This window comes from Streptomyces sp. AP-93 (assembly GCF_022808175.1).
Taxonomy (GTDB): Bacteria; Actinomycetota; Actinomycetes; order Streptomycetales; family Streptomycetaceae; genus Streptomyces.
On record NZ_JALGBX010000019.1, the window covers coordinates 184,413 to 209,071 of the forward strand.

Consider the following 24,659-nt stretch of genomic DNA (forward strand, 5'->3'; position numbering starts at 1 on the left):
CCGATGAGCACCCACTGGAACGACGAGGCGACCGAGATCCTGGGCAAGGCGTTCTCCGGTGCGGCCGCCGCCCTCACGGCGCAGGGTGTGCCCGCCCGGCACTACGTGGTCCCCGACTGCGATGGCTACGCCCCCGTCACCGGAGGCGCGGCCGACGTCTGGTGCCTGGAGGCGGAGTTCGGGGCGGCCCTGCGGAACCCTGGTGAATCGGTCTTCGCAGTGTTCCAGGCGTTCGACCCGGCACACCCCCATCTGGGATTCGCGTTTCTCGGGCAGCGCCGCGTTGCCGACGGAACGCCCGTCAGCGACCACCGGCTGCCGCGCTGGCGCTACCGGTACGACAACCTCTTCTGCTACACGTTCATGCCTGCGGTCAACGACCTGCTCGCCCCGCTCGACCCCACGGGCAAGGGCAGCAGCCAGGTCGTGGGCGTCCATCACGGAAGCATCACCGCACCGGACTACCTGTCCGTCCCCAGGAAGGTGGCGACCCTGCGCAACGACGCCCGTCGCCAGGGGCAGCACGCCGTCATCTGGGCCGACTTCAAGGCCCCCTTCTCGGAGGCCGCCGTGCGACTCGTCCGGCGCTCGATCCAGGGCAGCTGGCCCATGCACTTGATCCCCCGTGCAGCCCAGGCATCGCATGTTCGGGTCCCCACGAGGCTGCCCGACGGAACGATCGGCTACTTCGAGGATTTCTCTGCCTCACTGGACGAGGGCATCATCCTGGCCAGGGACTACCTCGCCGGCCGGAAGGCCGCATGACGGGCCGCACTCACGCCGTTGTCGTGGGCGGGGGGATGGCCGGACTGTGCACCGCCGCCGTACTGGCCGGCCACTTCCCGCGGGTGACGGTGGTCGAACGCGATCGGATCAGCGAGCTCCGCCCTGGCGTGGCCCGCCGCGGCGTCCCGCAGGGACCGCACGTGAGCCTGCTGGCTCTCAGAGGCATACAGCAGCTCGACGCGCTCTTTCCCGGGCTGCTGAGCCAATGCCTGGCCGACGGGGCCGTGGCCGCCGAGGCGGGCAGCCAGGTCCGGGTGACCTTCCACGGCCATCGGTTACGACAGAACGACGCCGGGCTCGACATCCTGCTGGCCTCGCGCCCGTTCCTGGAGGAGCGGATCCGAGCACGTGTCCTGCACGATCCGGCAGTCACGCTGCTGGAGGGCACCCATGCCTCGGCCTTGCTGGCTGACCGCAACCACTCGGGGCGGAGCGGGGTGCGCGGGGTGCGGGTGCACTCCGGACAGGCTGACGCAGCCGGCCGGGAGCTGGCGGCCGACTTGGTGGTGGACGCGACCGGCCGGGGAGCCAGGAGTGGCGCCTGGCTGGCACAGCTCGGCTACGAGCAGGCCCCGGAGCAGGGCATACCGGCAGACGTCAGCTACGCCAGCCGGCACTTCTCCCTGCCCCCGGACGTCCTCGGTACCGACCGGGCCGTGGTGATCGGAGCCACCCAACAGCAGCCGCTGGGCATGACCTTCGTCGCCCAGGAGGCGGGTACCTGGGTGCTCTCACTGCAGAGCTACTCCGGTCGGCGGCCGCCCCGGGACGCGGATGAACTCCTGGCGGCGGCCGCCGAGATCGCCCCCGCCGACGTGATGCGCCACCTGCGCGGAGCGGAAGCCATCGACCCCGTCTCCGTGCACCGCTTCCCGAGCGGTATCCGCCGCCACTACCAGCGACTGCGCCGCTTTCCCACTGGCCTTCTGGTAATCGGCGACGCGATCTGCTCGATCAACCCGGTCTACGGCAGCGGGATGGCGATGGCGGTGGCTCAGGCCATCGAGCTCGATGACTGCCTCGGCCGGGGCGGCCCGCTCGCCCCCCGATTCTTCCAGGCGGCCCACCGTACGACTCGCCAGTCATGGCGGGTGGCAGCCTGCGGGGATTACAGCATCAACCAGGGAAACAGAGCGTCACACGTACTCGGCGCCTGCTTCCGCAGGACCATGGCCGCAGCTGCCCGGGACCCGGCCGTCGCGACCGCGGTGGTCCAGCTGATCGGCCTGACAGCCTCACCCCGCCAACTGGCCCGCCCCGGCATCCTCCGCCGGATCCTCGTCCCAGGGAGATGAACGCGGTGAACCCAGCACATGAAAGCCACCGCGCGGACCGAGCCGTGCCAGGACGGGCCCCGCGCGTCGGGCCGTCCACCGCCCTGGTGACCGGCGCGGCCAGCGGCATCGGTCGCTACGTTGCACAGACCCTCGCAGCCCGGGGAACGAGCGTCGTGGCGCTGGACATCGACGAAGCGGGGCTCCGCGAGACAGCAACGGCTTCACCGCGCATCACCACAATCCCTTGCGACGTCACCGACCTCGGTGCCGTCACCTCCGCGGCCGGGCAGGCACAGCAGCACCTCGGCCCGCTGGACCGTGTGGTGCACTGCGCAGGCATCGAGGTCGCCGGCCGCCTCCTCGACCAGCCGCTCGGCGACATCCACCGGGTGATGGACGTCAACTACTTCGGCACGGTCAACGTGGCACGGGCCACCGTCCCGGCGATGGTTGAACGCGGGCGGGGCGAGATCGCCCTGATCGCCTCGATCGGGGGATGGGTCTTCGTCAACGAGTCGGGTGCCTACAGTGCATCCAAGGCCGCCATCATCGCCTTCAGCGAGGTCCTCGCTTCCGAAACCCGGGGATCGGGCGTCCGTGTGGTCTGCGTTTGCCCCGCCGTGGTGGAAACTCCCATGGTCGAGCGTATGCGGAATGAGAACCCGCACCTGGTCGGCAGCGCTCGGGGCAGTCACCCCAGAGTCGTTCTGGACGACCTCGAACGCGCGCTGGCCCGAGGGCGCCACTACGCGTTCCCCGGACGCGGCGCCACCACACTGTGGCGGGCCCGCCGCCACACGCCCCGGCTCGTGGACGCCATCATCCAACGGACCATCCGAAAATCCACCTGATCGCGGCGGCACGCCTCGGCCGCCCCTCAGCCTCCGGTGCGGGATTCAGCGGTCATGGGCAGCTGACTCGGATGAACCGTGGCCCTGGCCACCGGACGTACCTCGGCGCCGGGCAGGGGGCGAAGCCGCCAGCGCTGACAGATCACCGCCAGCGCCGCTGTCATCTCGGCCAGCGCGAACGTATTGCCAATGCACTGGTGCCCACCCGATCCGAACGGAAGGTACGCGCCTCTCGGTATCTGCGCGGCCCGCTCGGGAAGCCAGCGGTCTGGGTCGAACCGTTCCGGGTCGGGGAACCAGCGCGGATCGCGGTGCAACGCGTAGGGGCTGAAGAGAACCTCCGCGCCGGCGGGCACCCGGGTTCCTCCGAGTTCGACCGGGCCTTGGGTGCGCCGAGTTATGTAGCACGCCGCGTACAGCCGCAGCGCCTCAAGGATCACTCTGCCCGTCAACTCCAGTGTCGTCAGGTCCTCATGGCCCGGTGCTCGTCCGGCCAGAGCGCCGTCGACCTCGGCATGTAGACGCTGCTCCACTTCGGGGTTGCGCCCCAGCTCGTGGAACACCCACGCGAGCGTGGCTCCGGTCGTCTCCACCCCGGCCACCGCGAAGTTCATGACCTGGTCCTGGATCTCGCGGTCCGTCAGCCCGCGCCCTTCCGCGTCCTGAACCGCCAGCAGCATCGAGAGGAGGTCGCCCTGGTCCCGGCCGGTGCTCCTGCATTCGGCGATGGCCTCGGCGACAGCGGCATCCAGTCCAGCAAGCGCTGTTTCCAAGCGACGGTTCCCCCGGGTGGGCAGCTTGGCCCAGGCGGCCGGAAGCACGGCGCGTACCACTGCCGCACGGGTGATCAGGGGCACCGCGTGCTGCAGCTCGGCCGCAGCACGCACACCGAACTCGGAGGGGAACAGAGTGCTCGCCAGCATGGCCAGTGACAGGTCGTTCATCACATGGTCGACCGCCACTACCTGGCCCGGATGCCAGGACTCGCTGATGCGGACTGCGGCATCCGACATGGCCTTCGTGTACGCGTCGATGCGTGCCCGGTGAAAGGCCGGCTGCACAGTTCGGCGTCTGCTCACGTGCACCGTGCCGGAAGTTGCCAACAGCCCCTGGCCGAACACCCTCGTGGCCCGCTCGTGAAAGCGCCCACGCTTGAAGTTCGGGGCCTCGCTGACCAGGACGCGGTGTACCAGCGCCGGATCGGTCACGGCGTACACGGGCAGTGGCCCGAGCCGTATGCGCACAACGTCGCCGGATCGGGCCAATGCTGTCACGAACGACAGAGGCCGCCGGACCAGCGGCAATGCGTGACCCAGCAGTGGCCACGCTCCCGGAACCTCTCGGGCGACTCCCATGGGCCAACTCTCCCATCAGCGCACGACGTCAACGCGAACGCAAGCGCGGCAAGGTCATGCCGCAACGGATGATGCACAGGGGGCGAGCTCGGCTACCAGGGCGCACACCAGCGCAAGGGTGCAATCGTCGACCGTCTCCTGCGCCGTGCCTCCGAGCCGGCATGCTGGCTGACGCCCCAGCGCGTCGCCGTGAGCGGCGTGCTGCCGTTCCGTGCTGGCGACGATCACGATCAAGCCGCCGACCCGGTCCGCAGGCTGCCGGTCTCCGGCGTGGTACCCGCGGCGGGGGACGCCCATGCTGGACACCAGCCGACCCGGCCCACAAGATCGCCATCTCGTACGGATGATCGGCACTGGCCGGATCCGGGCGCTCACCCGCGGCGAGGCCGTGGCCTGGGGTGGCCTTCGGATGGCTGGTTGTCACACGGGGCAGGGGTGGTATTCGAGGCTGAGTTCGCGGTCGACGGCGTAGCTGGTACGCATCGAGGCGTCGGTGACCTTCTCCCAGGATCCGTACTTGGCGTAGAGCTGGTCCGCGGTGGGCCCGAGAGGGTTGCCGTACTTGGCCGTGTTCCGCTCCTCCAGGATGCGGACCTCCTCCGGGGTCATGCCGGCTCGGGTGATCTCCTTGGCCTGGTTGCGCATGTCGACCAGCTCCCTGGCGATCTCCTCCTCGGAGGCTCCCGACTCGCGCATGTTCGCCTCGGTCCGGTGCATGTCCTCCAGGAGGCCGTGGTAGCGGATCCGGGTCCGCTGAGCCTCCACCTTCTCGTCCATCGGCAGGACGCGGATGCGGCACACGACCGGGTCGGTGCTGGGGCAGGGATCGTCGGCGGGGACCGGCGGTGCGAGCGGGGCGGTGATGACCGAACCGCACGACTCCAGCGCGGCGGATGAAGCGGCGGCGGTCGTGGTCAGCAGTGCGACGGAGGCGACGAAGGGGACGAGGGCACGGCTCAGGAGGGAAGATGTAAGGCGCATGCGCGCATCCTTGGTGACGACGGCCCATGCCTCCACGTAAACACACCGATGATCACTCGTACGGGGCGCACTGGTCCGCTCCGCTGTCTCCGACCCTGATGGCAGGACAGAGCGGTTCGCTGGGGACCACACGGTGTGCGCGATGGCACACGATCGAGCCTCTTGCGCACAACTTGCGCCCCAATTAAGTCTGTTATATCCAGAAAATACCCCCGGCTGGGGGTCAAGGGGTCGCAGGTTCAAATCCTGTCGTCCCGACCAGCGCTTACGCAGGTCGGAGGCCGTCTTCTCAGAAATGGGAAGGCGGCCTTTCGTGCGTCTGGAGCCATGGTGATCGCAGTGTGGTCGCACGTCCAGTTTGTGGCCGGTCGGCCGTAGCGCTGAAGGCCGGCGGCGCGGGGGAGCGGAGTCGGCGGCCAGCCTCGTGGAGCCGGTGGATGTGGTCGCGTGGTGGTCGCAGCCATGCGGCACGACCCGTGTGGTGGCTGGCCTTCTCGGCCCCGGTGAGGGTGTGGTCGATGGTGCGGCTTCGCGGGCTGCTTGCTGGGTGAGGTGGCTGTAGATGTTGGCGGTCGTCGACAGGGTGGAGTGCCGCAGCGTCTTGGAGACGACGGTCAGAGGCACGCTCGCGGTGATGGTGGCGGCCAGGTGTCGCAGGTCGTGGACCGTGATCCTGGGAACGCCGGCTTCGGCGGAGAGTCGGCGAAGCCGGTCGAGGAACCTGGTGTGGTCCGAGCGGGCGGCCGCCGGGTCGGCAGAAGACGAGTCCGGCGAATGGGTCGTCAGGGTCGCCGCGCGTGCAGGGCGTTGTTCGTGCACGGTGCCGGCGGGCGGTGGCAGACGCGGGGTGAGATGGCGATCCAGCCGCGGCTGGATCGGGTCTTCGGTGTGGTGATGACGAGGCGGTTGTTGTCGATGGCTGAGAGGGTGCAGCGGACGTAGAAGACGCCTTCCTTCGGGTGGACGTCGTCCCAGTGGAGGCCCAGAGCCTCCCCCTTGCGCAGGCTGGTGCCGATGAGGAACTCGAACAGGTCGGCCATCTCGGGGTCGGCCCGGTGGCGACGGTGGTCGCCTTAGGGCTGGGGGTGGCGGCGTTGCGTGGGAGGCGGTGTTGTCGGACCGCGTCGCCGAGGGGGATCCGATGGAAGGCCGCGTGCGTGCTCAACGAGCCTGTGGGTGAGAAGCCCTCTGGGAATTCCCCAGCCCCAGTTGTCGCACCCTGGTTGGCGCCCCGGCGTGCCATACGGGCACGGGGCCGTGATATCTCTACAGTTTGTGGAATCCGTCATAGGAGTGGGTGCGGGTACGGGACCGTCCAGCGTGCTGGAGGGGCCTCAGTGGTCGGTACCGGGGATCGAAGTGTCGCGGCGTGGCCGCTTTCCGCTGGCCGTGGAGCGGTACGCGAGCGGCCTCGTGGGGCGGCTCGTTCCGGCGGTCACCACGGCGACACCCCACGCCAGGTACTACGCCCTGCACGCCCTGCTCGCCGATGAGTTCGCGCAACGCCAGGTCCCGGTCCGGGAGGCGCAAGAGCTGGTACGCCGTAGCGAAGTGGTTCTGGCAGCCGTCTCCCACTGGCACCGGCACGACATCCCCGGGTTCGGTCACGCACACGGGGAGCAGGCTCTCGCACCCCGGCTGCAGGGCGGGACCTTCTCCGTGGCCGGAGCCGCGCAGGCCGGTGTACATGCGCAGAGCGCGTGGGGATTCTGGGGTCCGTACTCCGGCCCGGAGCGTGAGCTCGGGATCATGGGGGCGAGTTCGCGGTTCCCGACGGTCGGCGCGAACTGTGATATGGCCGCGATCAGGGCAGGCCTCGAACCGGTCCTGGAACTCGCTCGCGAGGAGGAACTCACACGCGAGCAGCTGGAGGCGCACGCAGACCAGCTGTGTCTCTGCCGCGGCGGCCACCAGCCGGACGGCCGGTGGCTGGCACGACTGATGTGTGCCACCGAAGCCGACGACGGGCCGGATGGGCCCGATACCACGCGCCGGGAGACGATCCAGTTGCTTTGTCGCGTGGTGCGGGACTGCGAGATCCGCTCCGTGGAGCGGGACCTGTCGGCGGTGTTCGCCTTCGGACCTTACCTCGAACAGCGTTCGCAACTGGCGGAGTTGGGCGTTACCTTCGCTTGGCGTGGCCTGGTGCTGCGCACCTACTCCGTCGGAGCGTGGCGTCGGCTGTGGTCCTGGCTGGTCGGCGAGGTGTGCGGGCTGATGTCGGAGGAGCAACTGCGTGACCGTGTGGCTGCGGCGACCGAGGGCATGGGGCACCTGACGGTGCGACAGTTCAGGGCAGAGCTTCCGCGGACGCTGGACCGGTCCGGTTTCCCGGACGCGGCGGAGCCGGCCTGGCGGGAGCGGGCGTCAACGGTTCCGCTGCGCGAGCTCGGCGTACTCGCCCTCGGTGCGCGCCGGGCCGAGGAACTCACCGGTCTGGTAGCCCGGGCCTTCCACGGGCCGGAGCGGGAAAGCCGTCGCGAACTCTATCCGCTGTGGTTCGCCCGGTACTTGGACGACCGGGCCGGTCAGCGGCTGGACAAGTTCGCCGGGGACCTCGTGTCGCTGCTGCTCCGGCGGGCCAGGCGCGTCTCTTTGGCCAAGGCAACGCCCCGAGGCGATGGGACGCTCTGGGTTCCCTCGAAGCTCCAGGAACGCGAGGGACTTCTGTACAAGATCGGCGACGAGGGAAACGGCGATGTGGCACTGCGGCTCCACCGGCTCGCAAGCGTGCTCGCCGGGTGTGGGGTCCTGACGACGGACGACACAGGCCGCTGGCACGTCATAGCCGAGGGGATGGCGTTCTGTGAGTGACACGGGCGAGTACAGCCAGGGGACGACTCGATCCTTCACCTCCCCGCTCCAGCTCATCCTGGACGAACTCCGGCAGCAGGGGCAGCAGGCGGAGGAGGCGCTGTTTCTCAGCTATACCGCCGATCTGGGGTTCCTGGAACGCTTCGCGCTGGGCCCGGTCCAGGCGGCGGGCGCGCGGCTCACCGTGATCGGCGATGCCCACATGGCGAACCCGGACCCGCGGGCTGTGCTCGGCGCGGGTATCAAGTACACGTCCGGGCTGGCCTCCTGCGACGGCGCCTTCCACCCCAAGCTGGTCGTCCTGGCAGGTCCGGAGCGCGCGACGGTGGCCATCGGCTCCGGGAACGCTACGCTCGCCGGCTGGCAGTCCAACTCCGAGCTGTGGACGGTGGTGCGCGCCGACGGGGCCCACACCCCCCTCCTGTTCCGGGACCTTTCCACTTGGCTGCGCCGGCTGCCCGATGTCGTGGACATCGCACACGGTTCGGGCGAAGCGCTCCTGTGCACAGCCGAGTTGCTCGACCATCACACGGCCAAGGGCGCACCCGCGGCCAAGGAGGCCAGGTTCGTCTCCAACGGGGACGCGCCGATCCTCGACCAGCTTCCGGTGGGCCCGGTGGACGAGCTTGTCGTCTCGGCGCCGTTTCACGACGGCGGGGCCCGCGCACTCGACCTGCTGGTGCGACGTCTTCGCCCCGCCCGCTTCGTGGTGTGCTACCAGCCGGGGCACACGGAACTGGACGGCTCCGGGGTGGAGCAACTCCTGCGCAGGACGGGCGGTCTGCTGCGCGCCGACGACGAACGTGACCGGTATCGCCACGGCAAACTCATCGAATGGGTGGCCGACGGCCGGCGCTGGGCCCTCACCGGCAGCCCGAACCTTTCGTGCGCCGCGCTGGTGCATATGGCCGGCTCAGGTGGCAACTGCGAGATCGGGGTCATCGCACCGGTCATCGATTCGCTCGCTCCGGCCGGCGCTCCCGCCGATGCGAGCGCCTTGCACGACGTTCGGCCGCCGCAGCCCGACAGTGATCACCGTCGGACAACCGCGGTGCTTCTCGGGGCCGTCCGTACGCCGCAGGGGATCTCCGTACAGCTGAGCCGCAAGGCCGACGAGGCTGTGGCGCTCCAGCTTTCGCGCCGTGACAGTGATCCCGACGAACTGGGCGCGTGGCAGCCCCTGGGGGAAGTGCCCGCTGGGGAGTCGGAGACGGTGTTCTCCGGAGGCGGGGCCGACGCGGAGGGTGGGAGCCGCATCAGGACGATGGGGCCCGATGGTCCCGGTGGGATCGTCTTCGTCACGGACCCGGTACGGACGCGTCGGAAGCCCGGCGGGGCGACCAGACCGACACCCGCGACCGCGCCGGACGATCTCTTCCAGGACCCCGCGCTGGCCGAGCAGTTCGCCCGGTCGCTCGCCGAACTACGACTGGATGCACTGGCGGCTGTCGGCGCGGCATCCGGGAGCGGAAGCGGGGGGAGCGCCGTTCACGAGTCCGTCGGCGATCACACCGGATGGCAGGCATACCTGGATGGCGCCCGCCGGGGCCTCGGCCAGCCGTTGGTCCACTTCGCGCTAGGTCTGCCGGCCACGGCGACCGGAACGCCCGCTCCGGAACCGGAGCCGGTATCGCTGCCCGCCTGGTACGAAGACCTCTCGGACGCAGACGAGGTTGGGCTGGACGACGGCGGCAACGGCGATGACGAGGCGCCCACACCGGGTGCGGTCGTGCCCGACCTGTGGGAACGGCGCGACCGAGACCGGCGGCGCTATCAGCTCTGGGCGGCTCGGCTGGCCGAGGGTGCGGCTGGACTGGACGACCCGGTGAGGCGCCTCGCCTCGCTCCATCTGGTGATCTGCACCGTCGCCCGCGGGGCTTGGCCGATGCGTGACCGGTCGTGGTTCTCCGTCCTGGCCCGCGCTATTACCGCCACCGTGGCACGGGACTTCCCGGACCCGGCACTCGCTTCGGCCGGGAGCCTCACGGCCGTAGCGCTGGCGGTACTGCGGGCCGAGGTCGTCGGAGGGGAGAACGACGAGGAGAGACTCGAATACGAGCGAACCTGCAGCGCGGCGAGCCATCTGCTCGTCGAAGCGCAAGCCGCGCACATAGAGGAGTACGCCAGGCCCCTCGCCCGGGCCTTCGCCGGAGCTGTCCACCCGGAATCCGTGTTGGACCTCTGCGACCGTGTGGTTCAGGGAGACGTGGTGGCCGACGCGGTCGACCGCCTGACCGAGCGGGGGCGACAGGCACGCCGCCGGGCGGCGAACCTGCTGGAGGTGACCGGAGGTTTCGGCACCCCGTCCCTTGCCGCGCTCGAAGCGGTCAGCCTGGTTGACGGGGGCGACCTCGTGGGGGCTTGGGCGGTCGGCCCGCAGGGCAAGTGGTCGTTCGTCATCTGGAGCGCACCGGACCTGGTCGAGATCTCTGGCGGCAGCCACGGCGCCCCGATGCTGTGGCGTCACTACCGCCTGACCGGGATCACGACCCCTGGGTCGCTCTGGGCAGGGGGAGGCCTGTCGGGGCGACAGCGTGTCAACCACGGTCCGCAGAACCAGCCCTTCCCCCTCGCGGAGGAACTGCTGGCCCACCTCGGTCTGGAGGGGCCGGAGCCGTAGCATCGCTGCAGGCGAAGGGGTCGCAGGCTGGTCCACGGTGGGGAGTGACCCGGGCGGGGCAAGGCCGGGCCGATCCGGTGGGCGCCCGACCACGAGTGCGGGCGCTGTGTGCGTCTGATTTGCTACGTGGTCTGCCGGCTGGATCAGCGGAGGTCTCGTTCGGTTGCTAGCGTCATGGCCCTTTGGACTGTCGTCAGGGGTGGCGGTGGTGCCACTACTGGTAGGCGTCCTTGATGGCGGTGCTGACGGTGGTGTTTGCCTGGTCTGCCCGGTAGGCGGCAGTCCAGAGGGGACGGGCTTGGTCTAGATCTCCGTACACGCTTCCACCGCCGTCGCAGAGGTAGTTGAGGCGCTCGCCGGCGAGTGAGTCGGTGGCGCCGCTGGCGAACGTGCACGTCTTGCCGTTGGCGAGCTCGATGATCAAGGGCGTCGGGATGGGCCCGCCGGGGATGTGGAAGTTGTTGCCAGGGAGAGTTTCGGTGAGCGTCAGGCGCCGCATGCGGCTCGGGTCGGCTCCCATACAGAGAAGCACGGGGTGTTCCGGGCCGACGTCCGGAGCGAAGCAGGGGTCGAGGATGCTGCTGTCGGCGGTGCAGCGCCAGGCGTCCGTGCGTTGCGTCTTGGTCGAGCTGCTCCAGCACGATCCGACGGCATCTCCCGTGACCACGATTCCCTTGGCGGGGGCGTTGCCGCCGACGGCCCACGGAGCGATGGTGTGGACTTGGGTCTGGGTCAGCTGCTGGACGGCGACGGTCGGCGTCGTGCTCGGCTTGGCCGGAGACATGGTGGGTGCCGTGGCGGTGTTCGATGGCTGCGGGGCAGGCGGCCGTGCGTCGTCCCGAGTCTGAGGCGGTGATGCAGTGGAGCCGGCTACCGGCTGTCTCGGAGAGTCGTCTGGGGGGAGGAGGCTGAGGAGCGCAGCACCGAGAGCGCCGACGGCCGCCGCGCCCGCGACAAGCGCCCCGCGCCGCAACAAGGCTCCGCGCCTTGCCTCCGGATGCTGGGCAGCCGTGCTCCAGGCGGGGTCTTCGAAGGTGGGTATGCGCCACTGGGTGGCGATCAGGTCATGGACCGCTATCGACTGCCTCGGGGTGACGGGGAGCAGCTGAGTCGCCGCGCTGCCGAGCAGGTCGGACGTGACCTCCTCGAGGTCGCTGGCGGCTGGGCGCTGGGCGGGTTCCTTGGCCAGACAGGACGCGATCACTCCCAGGAGCTCGTGCGGTACGCCTTCGAGATCGGGTTCCTCGCGCAGCACCCGGTACGCGACCACGTCGGGGGCTCCCTTTCCGAACACGGGGCGGCTGGTGGCGGCGTAGGCGACGAGCGCACCCCAGGCGAACACGTCTCCCAGGCTGTCCACAATGCCACCCCGGTACTGCTCGGGGCTGATCCAGCCCGGAGTGCCTGTCATGACACCCGTTCGGGTGACCGCGGTTCCATCCGTCACATGGGCAATGCCGAAGTCGAGTACGCGCGGTCCGTGTGGGGAAAGGATCACGTTGGCCGGCTTGAGGTCACGGTGCACGACCTTGGCGGCGTGCACAGCGGCCAGCGCGGCCGCTGTGCCGGACGCGAACAGATGGAGCTGGACGCCAGACAGCGGACCGTGCACGGTCAGGTGCTCGTTCAGGGTGGGACCCGGTACGTAGCCCGTGACGAGCCAAGGGACGTCGGCTGTCGGGTCGGCGTCGACGAAGGGCACCAGGCAGGGTCCGGAGACACGCCGGACTACGCCTACCTCGCGGTGGAACCGGGCGCGGAACTGCGGATCAGTGGCGAACTGAGGGTGCACCACCTTGAGTGCAACCCTGCGGGCCTGAGCATCGAGTGCCGCGTACACCGTGCCCATGCCACCGGAGCCAAGACGGCCGATGAGCCTGTACGAGGCGATCTGCAGCGGGTCGCCAGGTAGCAGCGGGCTGATCACAGAGCTCAAAGCGGATCCTCAACGGTCGAACATGGCGGCAGGTCGTGGCCAAACGTATCGCGCCGGTCAATCCGGCTCTGAGGCCTGCTGCCGGTTCCGCTGGTCGGCGACGCCTGGACACCAGGGCCCGGCCTTCACCGCCGACGGCCTGGACCTGACGCGCACCTCACCGCCCGTGCCGGAGATCCTCGACGCTATCCGCCGGTCCCGGAACGGCCTGTCCTGCTACGTCGCGATTAAGACGAACGACCAGACCGCCCACGACTCCCTCGGCCGGTCCTTCGCCGGGTGGCTCCACCTCCAGAGCATCACGCCCGCCCCCGCTCTGCCCCACGGCGCCAACATGGACTTCCACCTTTACCACCTCGGTCCCGGCGCCGACGGATAACACCCGACCCGCGGCGATCCTCCCGGTGCCCGTCACAGGGCACCACACGGAGGCGGTCGCACCCCGCCCCGTCCCCCGGACCACCCGGGGGACGGTGTGAGAACACCCTGTCCAACCCCACTCGATCAAGGGAAAACGCTCAGTGAACAGCAACGTGATCATCCGCCGCTACGACCGCACCTTCGACCTCCTCGACAACGACGCGAACGGCGTCCTGGAGGAGAAGGACTTCACCGGCCTCGTCGAGAAGATCGCCCGCGCCACCGGCGTCCAGCAGGGCTCGGCCAAGGCGGAGGCCCTGACGAAGGAGTGGGGCAACTGCTGGCACACCCTGCGCGAGTTCGCCGACGCCAATGGTGACGGCCAGATCAGCCGCGGGGAGTTCCAGCAGGCCATGGCGGCTGCCTACGGCGACCACGCCAAGCTCAAGGAGCGCCTCGTTCCCGGTCTGGAAGCGTCTTTCGCCGCCATCGATGCCGATGACGACGGCGTCGCCACGGTGGCGCAGTGCGAGGTGTACCTCACCCCCTGGGGGCTGAGCCGGCGCAGGCGCGAGCAGCCCGAGGGCTCCTCGACTCGGACGGCGACGGCGGCTTCAGCTGCCAGGAGTTCGTGAACGGCTGGACGGACTTCCTCCTCCGGGACGACGCCGAATGCGGTGGCCTGCTCGGCCCACTGAACTGAGACCGTCAGGGCGCCACAAGCCTGCGAATGAGGGTTGGCCGCGCTCCTGGGCGCGGTCAGCCTGGCGTGCACCGCGGCGAACAGCGAGCCAGGTACGACGCCCGCCGCAACAGCCAGGCCGCGTGAACGACGCGTTCCGACGGTGGCTGGTCTCCGAGGGCGGACTCCAGTCATCCCCTCCGACCGCTGGAAGGTAGGCCTTGGCGTACTGCGAGGTGACCATGACCAGCGCAGGCTTTGGAGTAGTTGTAGTCCAGCAGTGCCACGTGGAACTCGATGTGCCTCGGGTGTGAGTGGCCAGTTGCGATTCCCCGTCGGCGGCCAGTTGCTGGGGAGCTGACCGGCCGCGATCCCAGACCGCTGCCGACATTGACGACGACTGCGGCGCAGCCTCGGCGGGCCGGGCCGGTCTTGGTGACGACGTGCAGCGTCAGCTGACGATGAGTGTCCCCTTCATCTGCGGGTGGATGGAGCAGAAGAAGGGGTAACTGCCGGGCTTGGACGGTGCGGTGAAGGTGCCGGACGCGCCGCCTTCGATCGTGCCGGTGTCGAAGGCATAGCCCTCGGTGGCGGTCAAGGTGTGCGGAGCCGAGTCCTCGTTGATCACGGTGACCGTTGCGCCAGCACGTACCTTGACGTCCGCAGGGATGAATTTGAAGCCCTGGATGCGAACCTCTGTACCCTCGATCGTCACGGTCGACGTGCTGGCGGGTGGGGACAGGGGCGCGGCGCTGGTGCTTGTGGCGCCGACGATGGCGAGCAGGGCGCAGGCGGCGCCGACCGCTGCTCCCCGAGTACGGTTACGAGTGCGACGGGAACGGGTGAGCGACATGGCAACCCCTCTCACGGATCTGTCATGGTCTTGACCGGCCCTGACGGTCTCTCCTTCGTGACCTCGCCCGGCCGGTTCACGTCCGCATGCCGTGGGCGAGGCGGCTCAGGCCGACGCACCACTGTTCGGTGGCTTCCAGAGCCGGGCCCCGTCCGGCAGCCGCGCCAGGGGAGGGAAGCGGCTTTCGGCGGCCGTGATCAGCCGCGCGATGTCGTCAGCATGGTGACGAGAATCCGCCGATGAGTGCTGCCAGCAGAGCTGCCATGGTGATCACCGCAGTCGGTGCTGGGCCGGGAGCGGAAGGCTCCGTTCGGATCTGAGTCTCTTCCGCCATTGTCCCAGGCCGCCACTGCCGGGGCACTTCGTGGCTATGGGGTGGGCGGACCGTCGAGTGTGGCCAGTACGGGGCCCGCCTGCCAGGCCGATCCCGAGGGAGAGCGCGGCGGCCGTGTATGCGGATGCCCTCAGGGCTGCCCAGAACTCGTTGGCCGGGACTGCGGATACGACGGCTCAGTTGGACCCTTGGCAACCCAGAGCGTGTCGCTGCATCAGCCGGGATAGGTCCTTCGCGGTGACGATCCCCACCAGATGGCCAGCGTCCACCACGAGGATGGGCATGCCGGTCCCTGGGCCGAGCCTGTCGAGAACCTCGCTCAGAAGCTCGTTCGGAGCGGCAGTCGCACACTGCGCGAGCGCCGTCGCCACCTCGCGTACGCGTAGCGCCTCCCGGGTCGCTCCCGGGATCGACGCCAGCCTGCGCATATGCACGACTCCGCTGGGACGGCCTTCGAAGTCGAGCAGGGGCAGGGCGGAATGCCGGGATTTCACTGCCACCTCGTCGATGAAACGCCGGACGGTCAGCCAGTCGGGGCCGGTGGCCACCGGGCTGGACATGGCATCGGCCACGCCCACACCCTCTACGGCCGTGTGGAGAACGGCGTGTTGCCGTTCCGCGCCGGCGACGACCGTGATGAAGACGCCGACGAGGACGAGCCACAGCCCGTCCGGCGCCCCGCGCAGGAAGGAAATCCATCCGACGGCCGCCAGCAGCACTCCTATGACCTGACCGCTGCGGGATGCGGCCCGGTCCGCACGCTGCCGGTCTCCGGTGCGCCACCACAGCAGCGCCTGCAGCACTCTTCCGCCGTCGAGCGGAGCAGCGGGCAGCAGGTTGAACACGCCCAGGAACAGGTTCGCCCAGCCGAGCCACACCAGGACGGCCGCGGGCACCGGCCAGCCGAGCAGCGCATTCAGCCCGATTCCGGCTCCGAGTGTTACGCCTCCGATGGCCAGGCTGGTGAGGGGCCCGCTGATCGCCACCGCGAAGGCCGCCGCGGCGGTCTGCGGGCGCCCCATCCTGGTCATTCCGCCCAGCGCCCACAGCGTCACGTCCTGTACCGGGATCTCCCTCCTGCGGGCCGTCGCGGCGTGTGCCGTCTCGTGGAGCAGCAGGCTGGCCATGAGCAGCGCGGCTCCTACGACACTGGCGAAGGCGTACACGGCATCCGAGCGCCCCGGAGCCAACGCGGGGAGGGCCTGGCGGCCGAGACCGTACGCGAGCAGCACCGCCAGCAGCGGAACGCTCCAGTGGATCCGCAGCGGTACCCCGACAACACGTCCGACACGGACTGAGCCGTTCATCGTCGTCTCCTGCCGGCTCGGCAGCCGGTCCATCCGAGCAGAACCTGCGACCTGCGCTCCGTGAACCGACCGGCACGGCACTCACCCACAATTGTCACTCTCAAACCGCCGCATGATGCACAGGTGGTAACCGGCGGGCGCTCCGGCTCTGAGCTTGCGACGGTGGGTGTCCCGGCAGCCACACCGGCGGTAGATGCGGCCGCGCTCGGCGGTGACTCGCATGGGATCGCCTCCAAGAGGCGGAGGAAGGGCCGACTCCTCCAGTCTTGTGCGGACAACCTGCGACCAGCTCCTTCCCCTCTGTGCGCCAAGGGCTCGCGCGTCACGCCTGCGAACGGCCGTGCCGTCCGGCGGTAGGTCCTGTCTGCCGGTGACTTGCGCGCCGATGACGTCCAGCGGGGTGACCCGCCGTGTTCTCAGAAATGAGAAGGCGGCCGTTCGGGTCTCCGGGGCCCCTGCAGCCGGGCCGCGAGCTCCTCGGGCAGGCCGTCTCGGTTGGCCGGGGTGAGGTGGACGACTTCGATGTCGGCGCGCCGCTTGAGGGCGTCGGTGAACGGATCGCGGTGCGCGTGGACCGTGGCGACGATGTCGACGTCCGCGGTGAACAGTGTGATGACCGCGTCCCGAAACGCCATGCACGCCAGTTCCATCCGACCCAGTTCGTCGATGGGTACCAGACTCCCTGTCGCCTCCTCGGCTGCAGTCGGCCGTAGCGACGGCAGCGCCAGTCGTTCCATGACGCCCAGGTCTACGCCGTATTTCCCTACCTGCGGCGGACCGGGGAGGTCGACATGGGCGAGCACCTCCCGCCGGCCTGCCAGGGTCTCCAGGGCAAAACCGACCCGGCTGCCGGATTGCCGGATCTCCTCCGTAGTGAAGCCGGTGGCCGCGTGGGCGGGCAGCAGCGCAGCCAGCCGGCGGAGGGCGGTCGTCTTCCCCGCGCCAGGGCGGCCCTCCAGCAAGATCCTCGTCGGCACACTGCCATGTTCACCCCTGCTCCCGGAGGCGGGCCGGGTGAGATCGGCCGAACGGGGGATTTGGCGTGCGGACGGTGCCGGCGCCGCCGCCTGCGGGTATGGCGGCGGGCATGAGCGGAATTGAACTCAGCAGCACCGCGTTCGACGACAAAACGGTGATCCCCCGCCGGTACAGCGGGGAGGGGGAGAACATCTCACCACCCCTGACCTGGTCGGGGGTGCCCCAGGAGGCCAGGGAGCTGGTGCTCCTGTGCGAGGACCCGGACGCGCCGGGGACGACCTTCCTGCACTGGTTGGTGACCGGCATCGATCCGGGGATGACCGGGGTGGCGGAGGGCCAGAAGCCCCAGGGCGGCCTGCCGTGGCCCAACGGCTTCGGGCGCGTTGGCTGGGGCGGGCCGATGCCTCCACCGGGGCACGGGCCGCACCGCTACTTCTTCCACCTGTACGCCCTGTCCGAGCCGCTGCCGCTGCACGACCGCCCGGGCATCGAGGACGTGCACCGCGCCTTGAAGGGTAGGGAGCTGGCCTCCGGCACCCTGGTCGGGACCTATCAGCGCTGAGCGCGTCACGGCTGGTCGTAGCCGTGGGCGCCGTACAGCTGGACGAACCGGGCCGCGCCGACCGTCCTGCGGTGTACCAGGCCGCGGGCCCGGCGCTCGTACCGCTCGACGCACTTCTGTCCGGCATCCCGAGGGTTCCGTCGTCGAGTACGACCTCGGCATTTGCCGAGCCGTGCCCGGCCGCATGCGGACCTCGTCGACCAGGTTGGGCCAGCGCTCGACGTCGGGCTGCCGCAACGACTGGCGGCAGCCCGACATTGAAGCTCCGCCATCTTGAAGTGCTGGTCAGCGGGGTGGCGTGACCTCGTTTCGGGGTGCTCGTGCTGGTCGTGGGCGGCAGTGTGCGGTGCAGATCGTCCGGCGGGGTGGTTTTTTGCCGATGAGTTCACCGTCCTCGAACGGTCTACCCAGCGACACGACCGTTCTCGACAGGAGTGCCATGTCCACCATCCAGCCAGTGATCATTACCGCCGACCAAGACGTTCTGCTCGGCTTCTATACGAAACTGTTCGGCGCTGAGGAGATCTTCCGGGTACCGGCGGAAGGCCCGGCCTTCTACGTCGGCTTGCGCATCGGCGACACCGACCTCGGGCTGGTGGCCAAGGCGAACCCGGGGACTGGGGCGGCGCCGCGGATCCTGCTCAGCATCGGTGTCGACGACGTCGACGAGACACTCGGCCGGGTGGAGGCGCTGGGCGGCTCGGTCCGCAGCGGCCCCAACGACATGCCGTGGGGACAGCGCGTCGCCCACATCCAGGACCCCGACGGCAACCCGGTGAACCTCACTCAGCCGATCCCGGCCCGGTGACGCTGTTCCGGGGCATGTGCTGATCGTGGGCTACCTGCGGTAGAGATCAATTGTCGGTAGTGGCCTCGATGTTCGTCAGGACGAGCAGCGCGCGAAACAGGTGGGTGGCGCGGGCGGGGTCGGTGCGGAGCTTGGTGAGGATCCGCCAGTTCTTCAGGTGGGCAAAGCCGCGTTCGACGGGGACGCGTCCCGCGGCGGTGATTGATCCGGTAGGGGCCGACCCGTGTGGGGTCGCCGGGGCGGGCGGGCTGTAGCCGCCCGCCGGTGAGCGCCATGCTCACAGGCGGGCGTTCCTCTTCTGCGATGGACCTCGATGAGGCCGGGCGGCAGATCGGCAAGGACCGCCCGAACCCGGCGGTTGATCGTATCCGCGGGCCACCGCGACCCGTGGCGGCGGTGCGTGGGTGGTCCATGCCGCCTCACCTTGCGAGGTCCTGATGGCAGAGCAGAGTCCGTGCGTTGGGGACCAGTTGGGTACCACACGGTGTGCGCGATGGCGCACGATCGAGCCTCCTGTGCACAACTTGCACCCCAATTAGGTCTGTTATATCCAGAAAATATCCCCGGACCTCACTCCTGGGGGTCAAGGGGTCGCAGGTTCAAATCCTGTCGTCCCGACTCGAAAGAGTCGCAGGTCAGAGGTCGTATCGGAGATAACCGATACGGCCTTTTGATCATTTCTGGGGACCAGATGGGGACCAGCGCACTTGACTGGGTGCGAAGCGCACCTCGACCTGGTCAAGGTGCGCTTCCAGCAGCGGGGACGTGGTGGTCAGCGGCCTGGCCCAGCCGCCTTCATTTGCGCACGGCGGGACAGATCTGTCCCATGTCGACAGGTGCCGAGCCACCGCCCGGGGGCTCATGACGTGTCGTTGGCCATTGAATCCCACGCTCGCTGGCTGGGGATCACGGGTCCGTGTGAAGCCGCCGTCGGTGGACACAGTCATCACCGGAGATCACGACCGCGAAGCCCGCGATGCGCGTGTAGAGGGTGGGGCCGAGCGGTTGGTGCACGATCGCTCCGTTGATGAGTCCGCCACCGGCGAAACAGGGACGGAGTGTTCCCGCTCGTCGCGCTGGCCGAAGGAAGGAACGCGAACCGCCTTGCGCTGGTGTGTAGCGGATCCGGCGGCGCCCGTCCCCGAAGGCCCGTCCGAAACGAACTCGACGGCGTGAACGGCAAGCGGTTCGACATGGACAAGCCCGCAGCGAACCGGATCCTGATCCAGGAGGGCCCGGGTACGACTCGACTTCGTCAACGACACCGACATGTGGCACGCGCTGCCCCCGCACGACCACACGTATCAACTCGGCGACTGCGGACCGCGCAAGGACACACCTGCGCTCTCCCCTTGTCTCTGCGTCAAGGGTGGCGTTGCCTTGACCTGGCTCCGCAGACGTCCAGCAGATTCTTCGAGTCGGGTGGTACACCCGCCACACCGCTCCTGACCAGGCAAAATAGCGGGATGCGTCGTCGATCGTGCGGTGCTTGCCCGTAACTGGCCAGGATCTTGGCACCTCATGTTGGCCCCCACGACCGTCACTGGGTGGCACGGGCCGTCAGTTTCGACGGAGCCCCGCGTCTGGTCGCAGTGAGCGCCTCGACTCGCCGCTATTCCGTCTTGATGGCGGTCAGCATGTTCAGGCGGGCGGTGGTCCGTGCCGGCCACATGGCGGCCAGGACGCCGACTACAGCGGCGAGCAGAAGAAAGATGCTGATCCGGTCGTAGGGCAGGACCAGTTGGTAGCCGGGGACCTCCTTGGAGAAGGTGGTGCCGATCGCCCAGGCGAGGAAGACACCGATCGCGATACCCAGGACTGCGCCGAAGAGGGAGATGACGACTGCCTCAAGGCGGATCATGTTCTTGACCAGGCCGCGGTCGAGGCCGATCGCTCTCAGCATGCCGATCTCCTGGGTCCGTTCGAAGACGGACATCGCCAGGGTGTTCACCACGCCGAGTACCGAGATGATCAGTGCCATGCCGAGCAGGCCGTACATGATGTTCAGCGCCATGTTGATGGTGCCGCCCATCTCGTTGCGCATGTCCTGTCGGGTGGCGACGGTCATTGCCGGGTTGTTGCCGAGCGCGTCGATGACGGCTTTCTCGCTCGCCTTTGATTCGCCGCCATTGGTGTTGACATACACCTCGCGGATGTACTGATCCTCGCTGTGCTCGCTGAGGATCTTGCTGTCAATGATGTAGGGGGACAGCAGGCTCTCCATGTCCTGGTAGACCGCGCCGACCTTCAGCGTGGCCTTCTGGCCGTCGTCGAACTGTGCCTGGAGAGTGGACCCGACCTCGAGGTTCTGCTCCTTCGCCGTCTTCTCCGCGACCGCGATCTCACCCTTGCCGAGGCTGTCCAGCGAACCGTGGAGGACCTCGATGTTGAGCAGGTTGCCGATTGCAGCCGGGTTGACGCCCGAGGCCAGGCGGGTCGTGCCGGCGGCCGAGAAGTAGCCGTCAGCGTTCGGGGAGACCTCTTTGATGCCGCGGGCCTTGGCCAGGGTCTCGACCACCAACGCGTCGAGTCTGCCGCTGCCGTCGGACATGGAGACCTTGTAGTCCGCCATGAGCTTGTCCGTGCTCATCCGGTCCACGGCCTTGCCCATGGTGATGGCGAGCACCGACATGGTGGTGACCAGGGTCAGGCCGATGGCGAGCGAGGCGGCGGTGACGGCGGTGCGGCGCGGGTTGCGGACCGCGTTCTGCGCGGCCAGCTTGCCGGGGACGCCGAAGATCTTTTCCAGGGCGGGGCGCCCGGCCGCGATGACCGGCCGGGATAGCAGCGGCAGCAGCACGATCAGGCCGATGATCATGAAGAAGGCGCCGATGCCGATGACCGTGCGGCCGTCGAATCCTATGGACACGCCGAGCAGGACCAGGCCGGTACCCAGGATGCTGATCACCGAGCCGATGATGTTGCGCCTCACGAGGGACTTGGCCGTGGCCGGCAGGTTGGCGCTGCCCATGGCGGCGACCGGGGGGATCCGGCCGGTGCGCCAGGCCGGGAACACGGCGGCGACCAGCGTGACGAGTACGCCGATGACGAGGGCGGTGACGACGGTCGACGGGGCGATGACCAGGGTGCCGGACGGGACATTGGCGCCGAGGGTGTCCATCAGGGAGCGCATCGCGAGGGCGAGGCCCACACCGCAGGCCAGGCCGATGGCGGAGGCAACCGCGCCGACGACCAGGGACTCGGACATCACCGACCGGATCACCTGGCCGCGCTTGGCGCCGACGGCGCGCAGCAGGGCCAGTTCCCTGGTGCGCTGGGCGACCAGCATGCTGAAGGTGTTGTAGATGAGGAAGACGCCGACGAACAGTGCGATGCCGGCGAAGGCGAGCAGCATGCTGCTCACGTCGCTCATCTCCTTCGCGATGCTCTCGGCCTGTTCCTTGGCGAGCACCGCGCCGGTCTGGGCCTTGGTGTTCTTGCCGTCGAGCAGCGGATCGATCTCGGCGAGCAGCTGGTCGGCGGAGGCGCCACTCGCGGCGGCGACCGACAGCTCGTCGTAGAAGCCAGGTTCGAGGTACTGCTCCTGGGCGACTGCGGTGTCGAAGAGAACGAGGCTGCCGCCCGCGTTGACCTGGCCGTCCTGGGTGGTGAAGACGCCGGAGAGGGTGTACTCCTTCACCGGGCTGTTGGTGGCGACGCGGACCTTGTCGCCGACACTGTATTTGCCGGTATCGGCGGTCGCCTTGTCCAGGGCGATCTGGCCGGCCCCGGCCGGGCCCTTGCCGACGGTGAAGGTATAACGGGGGTCCTTGCCGTCCTTGCCGGGGGCGTAGTTGGAGCCCTTGTTGGCCCAGCCGGAGCCGATGAGTTTGCCGTTCTCGTCACCGACGCCGGCGAAGCCGGAGACCCGGCCGGACACGGACTCGACACCCTTGAGCACCTTGACTTGCGCCAGGGTCTTCTGGCTGATGCCGGGCTCGGTCTTCTGGCCGTTCTCCTCGCGGATGCTGCCGTTCGAGGTGACTGAGACGGCGATGCCGTCGTAGCTCTTGGCCGACTGGCCGGAGAGGGCCTTGCCGAGCGTGTCGGTGAAGGTGAGGGTGCCGGCGACGAAGGCGACGCCGAGGGTGACGGCGAGTACCGTCATCAGCAGTCTGGCCTTGTGCGCGAGCACGTTGCGCAGGGCGGTACGGAACATGGGGTCTCAGTCCTGGTGGCTGGAAGTTTCGGAGGCGGCTTCGGAGGGTCGCCCTGCGGGCGGCGTGCGGTCGGATCAGCTGGTGCGGCCCTTGGCGTCGAAGGCCTTCATGCGGTCGAGCACGCCGTCCGCGGTGGGCTGGATCATCTCGTCGACGATGCGGCCGTCGGCGAGGAAGATGACGCGGTCCGCGTAGGAGGCGGCGACCGGGTCGTGCGTGACCATGACGACGGTCTGGCCGAGTTCGCGCACAGAGTCGCGCAGGAAGCCGAGGACCTCCGCGCCGGAGCGTGAGTCGAGGTTTCCGGTGGGCTCGTCACCGAAGATGATCTCGGGCTTGGAGGCCAGGGCGCGGGCGACCGCGACGCGCTGCTGCTGGCCGCCGGAGAGTTGGGTGGGGCGGTGGGAGAGGCGGCCGGAGAGGCCGACCATCTCGATCACCGTGTTCAGCCACCGCCGGTCCGGCTTGCGGCCGGCTATGTCCATCGGGAGGGTGATGTTCTCCAGAGCGGTCAGCGTCGGGAGCAGGTTGAAGGCCTGGAAGATGAAGCCGATCTTGTCCCGGCGGAGCTGGGTGAGCTGCTTGTCCTTCAGGGTGCCGAGCTCGGTGTCGCCGATGCGGACCGAGCCGGAGGAGAAGGTGTCCAGGCCGGCCACGCAATGCATGAGGGTGGATTTGCCGGAGCCTGAGGGACCCATGATCGCGGTGAACCTGCCTTGGCCGAAGTCCACGGACAGGTTGTCGAGGGCGACCACCTGGGTTTCGCCCTGGCCGTACACCTTGGAGAGGCACACAGCCCGGGCCGCTGCGGCCCGGGCGGTGTGAGGGACGTGGTTCATGGCGGTCACGGGACGGCTCCTCGGTTTGCGGTGCGGGATGTTGCATCCTCGCCGCGGTGGTTCGGATGGATGTGCGCTCGCGGCGGGCACGGGGTCTGCCGCATCGGGGTGACGAACCAGCGATGCGGCTGCGCCTCTCATCGGTGACGGCGCGGAACGAGCGGCTCCTGGTCGGCAGCCGCAGGCCGAGCGTGCATCTCGGTCTGCGCAGTATCCGGCCCCCGATGTGACCCCCGTGTGAGTGATCGCCTCACTGCTACCTCACGGTCCGGCGGCTGGACTGTGCCCAGCGCTCCGCCGCCGGTGGGGTACGCGACAGCCGTCGGGCGGACGCCGTTCCTTCAAGCTCGGGACAGGAGCCTTCTGTGGACTTCTTGCCTTTCCTCCTCGCGGACCGGGACTTCTACCGGCCGATCGATGAGATCACTGATATCGGTGTCGAGCACGCGGTCGACGCGCTGCCGCAGGACGGGTCACAGGTGGCGTCCGGGGTGTGGACCGTGTGCGTGCCTGCGGAGGGCTTCGGCGCCGCGTCCGGGTGGAAGGTCCATGTGTCCGCCGCGCTCGACCGCGCTCAGCAGGTGCTCGACACGACCTCCGCGATCTGTGTCGAGCAGGGTGTGCCCTTCAAGTACCTGAGCAACTCCGTGTTCTACACGTGGCAGCACCACAAGCAGGGCTCCCGTGCGCAGAGCGGCAAGTTCATCGCCGCGTACCCCGCCGACGTCGAGGCCGCACGCCGGCTCATGGAAGTCCTGGCCTCGGCGCTGGAGGGTGAGCGGGGGCCGCACATCCTGGGTGACCGCCGCTACCGGGAGGGATCGGTCGTCGCGTACCGCTACGGCGCGTTCGCCGAGATCCCGCGGCTGCGTCCCGACGGCACCACCGAGCTGCTGGTGCCCGACCGCGAGGGCCGACTGGTGAAGGACGAGCGCGGGATCGTCTTCACGCTGCCCGAAGGAATCGAAGACCCCTTCGCCATCGTGGAGGCCCCACCGGCCGCCACAGCCGGGCGGACGCCGAGCGAGACGTCCGGGAAGGAGTCCGCCGGAACAGGGCGAAGTGACCTTGGGGCTTGACCCAAGGCCGGGTAGTTAGCGTTTTCGCAGGTCACGCAAGGGGTGTTGGCGTCCATGCTGTAGCGGCGTAGAGGCCG

Annotated in this window: 19 protein-coding genes and 1 pseudogene; 10 read left to right on the forward strand and 10 right to left on the reverse strand. The window is 69.0% G+C overall.

Annotated elements, in window-relative coordinates; translation table 11 throughout:
* The first annotated feature begins 3 nt into the window (after positions 1 to 3).
* From MTF69_RS28610 to MTF69_RS28620, 3 genes are read left to right on the forward strand one after another with little or no spacing between them, the layout of a single operon-like run.
* A complete protein-coding gene (locus MTF69_RS28610) occupies positions 4 to 765 on the forward strand; it encodes a hypothetical protein (RefSeq protein ID WP_243339036.1) in 762 nt (253 codons plus the stop codon).
* Entirely contained in the window at positions 762 to 2,081 is a 1,320-nt protein-coding gene (locus MTF69_RS28615) for an NAD(P)/FAD-dependent oxidoreductase (protein ID WP_243339037.1), read from the forward strand. Before MTF69_RS28610 ends, MTF69_RS28615 begins: the two co-directional genes overlap by 4 nt.
* Positions 2,078 to 2,914, forward strand: a complete 837-nt coding sequence (locus MTF69_RS28620; RefSeq protein WP_374324135.1) for an SDR family NAD(P)-dependent oxidoreductase — start codon at positions 2,078 to 2,080, stop codon at positions 2,912 to 2,914. The genes MTF69_RS28615 and MTF69_RS28620 overlap by 4 nt, the downstream gene beginning before the upstream one ends.
* Before the next feature lie 26 nt (positions 2,915 to 2,940).
* On the opposite strand, the gene MTF69_RS28625 is transcribed toward MTF69_RS28620, so the two are convergent.
* The 4 genes and pseudogenes from MTF69_RS28625 to MTF69_RS28640 form a co-directional block, all read right to left on the reverse strand.
* The gene (locus MTF69_RS28625; protein ID WP_243339038.1) at positions 2,941 to 4,269 is read right to left on the reverse strand and encodes a cytochrome P450; all 1,329 of its coding nucleotides are present in this window, start codon (positions 4,267 to 4,269) and stop codon (positions 2,941 to 2,943) included.
* 420 nt (positions 4,270 to 4,689) lie between these two features.
* The gene (locus MTF69_RS28630) at positions 4,690 to 5,250 is read right to left on the reverse strand and encodes a hypothetical protein (protein WP_243339071.1); all 561 of its coding nucleotides are present in this window, start codon (positions 5,248 to 5,250) and stop codon (positions 4,690 to 4,692) included.
* A 603-nt stretch (positions 5,251 to 5,853) separates the two neighbouring features.
* A pseudogene (locus MTF69_RS28635) lies at positions 5,854 to 6,069 on the reverse strand (site-specific integrase); the annotation flags it as partial.
* Positions 6,033 to 6,290: a hypothetical protein gene (locus MTF69_RS28640; RefSeq protein WP_243339039.1), complete on the reverse strand. Its 258-nt coding sequence runs from the start codon at positions 6,288 to 6,290 to the stop codon at positions 6,033 to 6,035. The gene MTF69_RS28640 and the pseudogene MTF69_RS28635, both read right to left, overlap by 37 nt.
* Positions 6,291 to 6,570: 280 nt before the next feature.
* On the opposite strand from MTF69_RS28640, the gene MTF69_RS28645 reads away from it, so the two are divergent.
* Positions 6,571 to 8,064 (forward strand): hypothetical protein, encoded by a 1,494-nt coding sequence (locus MTF69_RS28645; protein WP_243339040.1) that lies wholly within the window; start codon positions 6,571 to 6,573, stop codon positions 8,062 to 8,064.
* Positions 8,057 to 10,684, forward strand: coding sequence for a hypothetical protein (locus MTF69_RS28650; protein ID WP_243339041.1), 2,628 nt, complete (start codon positions 8,057 to 8,059; stop codon positions 10,682 to 10,684). The genes MTF69_RS28645 and MTF69_RS28650 overlap by 8 nt, the downstream gene beginning before the upstream one ends.
* Before the next feature lie 214 nt (positions 10,685 to 10,898).
* Here MTF69_RS28650 and MTF69_RS28655 read toward each other — a convergent pair whose 3' ends face one another.
* Entirely contained in the window at positions 10,899 to 12,611 is a 1,713-nt protein-coding gene (locus tag MTF69_RS28655; RefSeq protein WP_243339072.1) for a serine/threonine-protein kinase, read from the reverse strand.
* A 175-nt stretch (positions 12,612 to 12,786) separates the two neighbouring features.
* Here MTF69_RS28655 and MTF69_RS28660 point away from each other — a divergent pair, with 175 nt between their 5' ends.
* Complete coding sequence (locus tag MTF69_RS28660; protein WP_243339042.1) at positions 12,787 to 12,999, forward strand: hypothetical protein; 213 nt, start codon at positions 12,787 to 12,789, stop codon at positions 12,997 to 12,999.
* Between the two features lie 142 nt (positions 13,000 to 13,141).
* Complete coding sequence (locus tag MTF69_RS28665) at positions 13,142 to 13,615, forward strand: EF-hand domain-containing protein (RefSeq protein WP_243339043.1); 474 nt, start codon at positions 13,142 to 13,144, stop codon at positions 13,613 to 13,615.
* Positions 13,616 to 14,113: 498 nt separating this feature from the next.
* On the opposite strand, the gene MTF69_RS28670 is transcribed toward MTF69_RS28665, so the two are convergent.
* The 3 genes from MTF69_RS28670 to MTF69_RS28680 all read right to left on the reverse strand — a co-directional run bounded on the left by MTF69_RS28670 (position 14,114) and on the right by MTF69_RS28680 (position 17,133).
* Positions 14,114 to 14,515 carry a cupredoxin domain-containing protein gene (locus tag MTF69_RS28670; RefSeq protein WP_243339044.1) on the reverse strand — a complete coding sequence of 134 codons (402 nt, stop codon included), beginning with the start codon at positions 14,513 to 14,515 and terminating at the stop codon, positions 14,114 to 14,116.
* A 510-nt stretch (positions 14,516 to 15,025) separates the two neighbouring features.
* Positions 15,026 to 16,156 (reverse strand): site-2 protease family protein, encoded by a 1,131-nt coding sequence (locus MTF69_RS28675; protein WP_243339045.1) that lies wholly within the window; start codon positions 16,154 to 16,156, stop codon positions 15,026 to 15,028.
* Between the two features lie 416 nt (positions 16,157 to 16,572).
* Positions 16,573 to 17,133 carry a nucleoside-triphosphatase gene (locus tag MTF69_RS28680; RefSeq protein WP_243339046.1) on the reverse strand — a complete coding sequence of 187 codons (561 nt, stop codon included), beginning with the start codon at positions 17,131 to 17,133 and terminating at the stop codon, positions 16,573 to 16,575.
* 110 nt (positions 17,134 to 17,243) lie between these two features.
* On the opposite strand from MTF69_RS28680, the gene MTF69_RS28685 reads away from it, so the two are divergent.
* Together MTF69_RS28685 and MTF69_RS28690 are read left to right on the forward strand one after the other, a co-directional pair.
* Entirely contained in the window at positions 17,244 to 17,696 is a 453-nt protein-coding gene (locus MTF69_RS28685) for a YbhB/YbcL family Raf kinase inhibitor-like protein (protein WP_243339047.1), read from the forward strand.
* A 439-nt stretch (positions 17,697 to 18,135) separates the two neighbouring features.
* Positions 18,136 to 18,504: a VOC family protein gene (locus tag MTF69_RS28690; protein WP_243339048.1), complete on the forward strand. Its 369-nt coding sequence runs from the start codon at positions 18,136 to 18,138 to the stop codon at positions 18,502 to 18,504.
* A gap of 1,612 nt (positions 18,505 to 20,116) precedes the next feature.
* On the opposite strand, the gene MTF69_RS28700 is transcribed toward MTF69_RS28690, so the two are convergent.
* Positions 20,117 to 22,663, reverse strand: a complete 2,547-nt coding sequence (locus MTF69_RS28700) for an ABC transporter permease (RefSeq protein ID WP_243339049.1) — start codon at positions 22,661 to 22,663, stop codon at positions 20,117 to 20,119.
* 75 nt (positions 22,664 to 22,738) lie between these two features.
* Entirely contained in the window at positions 22,739 to 23,503 is a 765-nt protein-coding gene (locus MTF69_RS28705) for an ABC transporter ATP-binding protein (RefSeq protein WP_243339073.1), read from the reverse strand.
* 365 nt (positions 23,504 to 23,868) lie between these two features.
* On the opposite strand from MTF69_RS28705, the gene MTF69_RS28710 reads away from it, so the two are divergent.
* Positions 23,869 to 24,582 (forward strand): hypothetical protein, encoded by a 714-nt coding sequence (locus MTF69_RS28710; protein ID WP_243339050.1) that lies wholly within the window; start codon positions 23,869 to 23,871, stop codon positions 24,580 to 24,582.
* Positions 24,583 to 24,659: the final 77 nt, after the last annotated feature.